4 protein-coding genes are annotated in these 4851 nt (G+C 62.3%); 2 read left to right on the top strand and 2 right to left on the bottom strand.

What is annotated here, in order from left to right:
- A partial coding sequence (locus A2J01_RS20285; RefSeq protein ID WP_156519332.1) for a hypothetical protein occupies nucleotides 1-1066 on the bottom strand: 1066 nt, incomplete at its 3' end.
- Between the two features lie 184 nt (nucleotides 1067-1250).
- Nucleotides 1251-1829, bottom strand: coding sequence for a hypothetical protein (locus tag A2J01_RS20280; protein WP_156519331.1), 579 nt, complete (start codon nucleotides 1827-1829; stop codon nucleotides 1251-1253).
- Nucleotides 1830-2097: 268 nt separating this feature from the next.
- On the opposite strand from A2J01_RS20280, the gene A2J01_RS20275 reads away from it, so the two are divergent.
- Both A2J01_RS20275 and A2J01_RS20270 read left to right on the top strand, forming a co-directional pair.
- Nucleotides 2098-2646, top strand: coding sequence for a hypothetical protein (locus tag A2J01_RS20275; protein ID WP_047269201.1), 549 nt, complete (start codon nucleotides 2098-2100; stop codon nucleotides 2644-2646).
- Between the two features lie 322 nt (nucleotides 2647-2968).
- Entirely contained in the window at nucleotides 2969-4801 is a 1833-nt protein-coding gene (locus tag A2J01_RS20270; RefSeq protein ID WP_064113433.1) for a hypothetical protein, read from the top strand.
- Nucleotides 4802-4851: the final 50 nt, after the last annotated feature.

Raw genomic sequence — 4851 nt, 5'->3', positions numbered from 1 at the left:
TTCCGATCTGCAGTACAAACAGGTTGGCGATCAGCCCCAACAGTCGTTGCAACCACACTCCCTTCCCATCATCGATCGTGCGGATGTCCGACAGGGACTGGGTGGATACGACAACACGAATGCCGACGTCGGCGCTCTTGTTGATCAGGTTGATCAGGGCCTCCGCTGATGCTTGATTCGCTGCTGAGCCGAGTTCTTCGATCTGTACGACGAACGGTGGCCACGGGGTGCTGTCGGCACCGCCAAGAGGTACACCGAGGAATGCGGCTACCGCAGCCTGCCGACCTCGTAGGGTCGCCACCGCATTCTGCAGATCCAGCAGGATCATCGTTCCCATCATGGCGGCGAAATCCGGATAGATCTGCGCGGGCAAACTGAAAACTACGATTTCACCGCGCAGAATCGCACGAATCAGGTCGATTTGACCGGCAGGCGCTCGACCGGTGCCGAAGGTTCCGGGATAGAACGCCGAGGAATTGACGTAAGTGGAGGCCAGTTCGCGAGTGGAAGAGACGGCTTTCGCGACAATGCTGCCTGATTTCTTCAACTCCGCGCTGACCGCCTGCACCCGTCCGCGAAGCGAGTCGATCCGAACCTCCGCATCACGTACGGACAGGTGCGGGTAGTACTTGAGCACTGTGCCGATGCTGAGTGCTTGTGCTTGCCGCTCCAACTCCCCGTCGGTCGCCGTCGACAGCATCTTCGTCAGCACTTCCAGCGAAGAGATGCGGGTCTTGCCGTCTTGGCCAACAGTCCTGTCGAAACCAGTCAATGCTGCTATGTTCCAGGCTAATTCGCTGACCTCCTGCGCTGACCTTAGGTAGGCGGCGGCGTCACCGTCTCGCGGTACGGATTTGAGAAACATCTCGGCTTTGGACTTCCCATTGCCCCGCGCCAATCCGTCATAGCGTGCGGGGACTGGCGGCGCATAGGGATGCAGTTGCGGGTACTCGCCGCTGCCATTGGGCGGAAGCAGGGAGAAATGGAGGAACGATCGGCCCTCTTGCTGTGCGAGCCGGGCCTTCTCCTTTACGACCGCGTCGTCGCCTTTGTAGTCGATCGTCACCGAACCACCGCCAAAAGTCCGAACTTGCTGGTCGCTGATCGACGACGCCAGTCGGGTCTTACCCGTGCGGGATCCGCCGACGATGAGCGTGGCGTTCTTAAAACTATTGAGGGGGCGAAGTACTGGCTGCCCGTACCGTCCGAGGCCAACTGCGACAACCGGCCCTAAGCGAGATTTCCACATATCAGCCCCTCAGGTAGTGCCCGGAGGCAACTTTGTTTCGTTCGATGTCACGGCGCCGACGATCGAGGATCCCCACGGGCCGCATGTTGGAGTGCTCCGCGCCTTCGATTCGGCCTCTTAGTGCGCGTGGGCGGCTACGGAACAGCACGATCAAGACGGCGGCGAGCGCGAAACCTACTGGCACGCCGAACCACAACTGGGTCCAGATGACGTGCAGGATGCTCATGTCAGCATTTGCCCGCGACCAACCGAGTAGGCCTGAACTGTCTGGCGGTAGATTTGCGGCCGGCGTATGGAGCCAGATCCGGGTGGTGAAGGACGTCGACCAGTACAACCAGGTAGTCAGGGAGAAGCCAGCGGCGGCGATGCCGATGATGGCGGTCACCGCCGCCCATATCGTCCACATCTTGACTCGGACACGCCGGATCTCGAATGCCAAGACTGCGAACACGATTGCCACGACAACGCCGGGAACCGCGGCGAGAGCTGCGAGGGCCAGCACCGCTGCAATCAACCGTGCCTGTGCGTTCGAACTCGACCCCGATTCCCGATCGCTGTCCGCGCCAATCGTTTTACCCATGAATTTGCGAACCTCCCGAATGCGGTGTGTCTCCGATTTCGCGATCATTCCACGAGGGGTTCCGGTGCCTGGCGGATTCGCATCGCTGCTGGTCCGCCTGTGTTGAGGGGCCGGGCAATTCGTGCCGCACTCTCACGAACCATTTTCAGATAATGGTGTGTCGCTGCAGCCCGCAGCGGAAATCAACCCATAGCCTTATCCGAAAGGTGTCGGCAGTGATGTAAAGTCACCGACATCGGAGATGAAACCACCATCTGAGAGGCGTGCCATGCCTGCAAATTGCAGCGCGGCCGGTAGCCGCGGACGACCGTCCAAGGGCGACCGGCAGTTTATTGCCACCCGCGTCCGCGCGGATGTCGATTCGTCGATCCGATCCATCGCCGACAACACCAAGACCCCGTTCGGTGACGTCGTGGGCACCATGCTGCTCATCGGCACCCGACACATCGACCAGTTCGACGAAGTCTTCAGGGAACTGCTACCGCTGACACGCACCACTGTCGACGGCCAGGTGCAGTTCGACCCGAGCGCCCATGACGCCATCACCAGCATCACAGGCCGCGCTCCGACCCCCGTCGAAACCCGCGCCCGCGAAATCCGCTCCGCGCTCTCCCCTCACGGGAAGATCCCGATGATGCTCGTGTTCTCGACGCTCCTGACCATCGGCGTACGCAACTGCGAGGGCGATGCCTTCACCGGTGCGCTCGCCGACATGTACGAACTCGCACTCGACCCGAAGCTCGCACGCAAGATGCTGAGTGAGAGTTCGATTCCCCGCCGTCTCGAAGAGCAGGGGGTATTGGCGCTGGCTATCTAGTCTCTGCGCCGATGACGGCGCCCCAATAACTCAATATTAGGGCACCACAGAATCAAGCATCTCAGGGGCGAAAACACACCCTGACATGCACGAAACCCCGCTCTTGCAGGAACGGGGTTTCGAGTATTCGAGTTAGGTCGGCCGAGTTGGAGCTCGGTGATCCGACATGGTGTCCCTCCCACCAGAAGGGACTCACTTGCTACGTGATGTCCAGGGTACAAGCACGCCCCGGTGTGCGTCCACTTCCCTGCCCAATTCGGGCGGGTCGGTCACACCTACCGACCCCGACAACTGCACATTCGCTACCGCCGTTTTCGACACGGTGCGCCGCTGGTCGCCGCGCCTCACCATCCGCGTCGACACCGCCGGCGAACACACCTACGCCCCCACCCGGATGCCTTCCCAGGCACCGGAGGTGCCGTGGGCTCTCTACCTCGCAGACTCGCGCGGCCGCTTCCGGTTGCTGTGCCTCGACTTCGACGACAGGCAAGGTAACCAGCCCGGCGCTGCACGCAGAGCCGCCGAACAAGTCAGTCGTCGACTACACCAACTCGACACCCCACACCTACTCTGCGCCTCCGGCGGCCGCCACAGTCGGCACCTGTGGATCCGACTCTCCGAGACCGTCACTGCCACTCAAGTTCGTTCACTCGCAGCGGCGTTCACGCAGAAGTACAAAGACACCTTCGACGCCTCCGGCCTCCTCAACCCCACATCCGGTTGTGCGCGCGCACCTGGATCACCCCACCGCTACGGCGCGCCATCACAGCCACTGAGAACCGCCGGCCGAACCGCCGCCGACGCACTTGCGTGGGCCGACACCGGCGCTGACCCCAGCGTCGTCGACAACCTCACCGCATGGGCGGGCGGCACCATGCCAGCTTCCACGCGCACCGACCGCCATCGCGATTCCGTCACACTGACGAAACGGCTGCGGACAATCGACTGCACCCGCGGAATGATCCCCGGCACCACACGACCACTCCCCGAACACATTCGGGCTCTCGCAAACACCGCCCCAACCGCATCCGCCGACACGTCCCGAATCTCGTGGTCCATCATGTTGTCTGCCGCGCACGCACACTGGTCCCTCGACGACATCACCGCCGCGGCGCTCACCGACCAACTCCCCGGACTCGAACACCTCCGCACTGAACCTGGCGGCGCTGGACATGGCGGCCGCAGAACACGGAAGACCCCCCACGCTCACATCGCACACCAGTGGGAGCGCGCCCTGAACGCGGTAGCAGCCGCACCAGCTACTCCCAAGGCCGACGCCCTCAGTCATGCACGCAAACACGTCCGTGCCGCGCTGGCGGCCGCCGAGAACACGCCATTCTTCCGTGGATCTGCACAAGGCTTCCGCCGGTGGGCAGCACTCGCAGTGATCGCAGACCTCATGTACCGAGCTGACAGCACCGACGACTTCGAACTCGACGTACGCCGCTGGGCAATCGCGGCCGCCACTACCAAAACTATCCTCGCCACCACGGTCTGGGAGCTCATAGATGCCGGCTGGCTCGTAAGAACCCGCCCACATTCAGGCCCGAAGGCCGCCGCGTACCGGTTAGTCATACCTGCAGTCCAGGGGGTCGGACACAAGGTTACCCACCCCCTGCCCCTCGCTCCGGAACACGCTCTCGAGAGGTCCCGGGCATACCTCAATCACTTGGGTCGTGATGTCTGGCAACACCACAAGCTCGGACCTGTAGCCGCGATGGTCCACTGGACCCTGAGCGTTGCCCCGGAATTGTCTCGGGCTCGGCTCCGACATACGACGGGCGTTTCGATCGACGTGTTTGAGGGAGTTCTGACCGTGCTGACGGCGAATCGTCTGATCCATCGCGGGCAGGCGGTGAACCGCGAGCGCGTGTATGCAGGTGTCGCAGGCTATCTGGGTGTCTCAGGGATGCTAGAACGTAGACAGACCAGGTACCGCCGCGAGTCGAAAGTCTGGGCGTGGTGGTGCAGCGAGATCGAATGGCGCGCAGCACCAGCGACGGCGAAACCGTCCTCTCCGGTGCGAGATCTGTACGGGCGCTTCCCGACCTATAGCGGCGGGCACTGCGATTGGTCAGCCGCAATGCGCCGAGTCGCGGCTGTAGAAACACAATGCGCGAAGGCCTCGACACACACAACTACGAGCACACCGTAAGACCCACCAGCGGATGAGTGCCGCAAGTCCGAACGTGAGTTCATACTGTT

Origin of the sequence: Rhodococcus sp. EPR-134 (assembly GCF_001647205.1) — a bacterium.
GTDB lineage: Bacteria > Actinomycetota > Actinomycetes > Mycobacteriales > Mycobacteriaceae > Rhodococcus_F > Rhodococcus_F qingshengii.
The sequence above is the reverse complement of the archived record's forward strand: the minus strand, read 5'-3'. Positions and strand labels throughout refer to the sequence as shown.

Bases quoted from the DNA above. Each gene is read 5' to 3' on its own strand.
- A2J01_RS20280 (WP_156519331.1), bottom strand. From the start codon at position 1,829: ATGGGTAAAACGATTGGCGCGGACAGCGATCGGGAATCGGGGTCGAGT.
- A2J01_RS20275 (WP_047269201.1), top strand. From the start codon at position 2,098: ATGCCTGCAAATTGCAGCGCGGCCGGTAGCCGCGGACGACCGTCCAAG.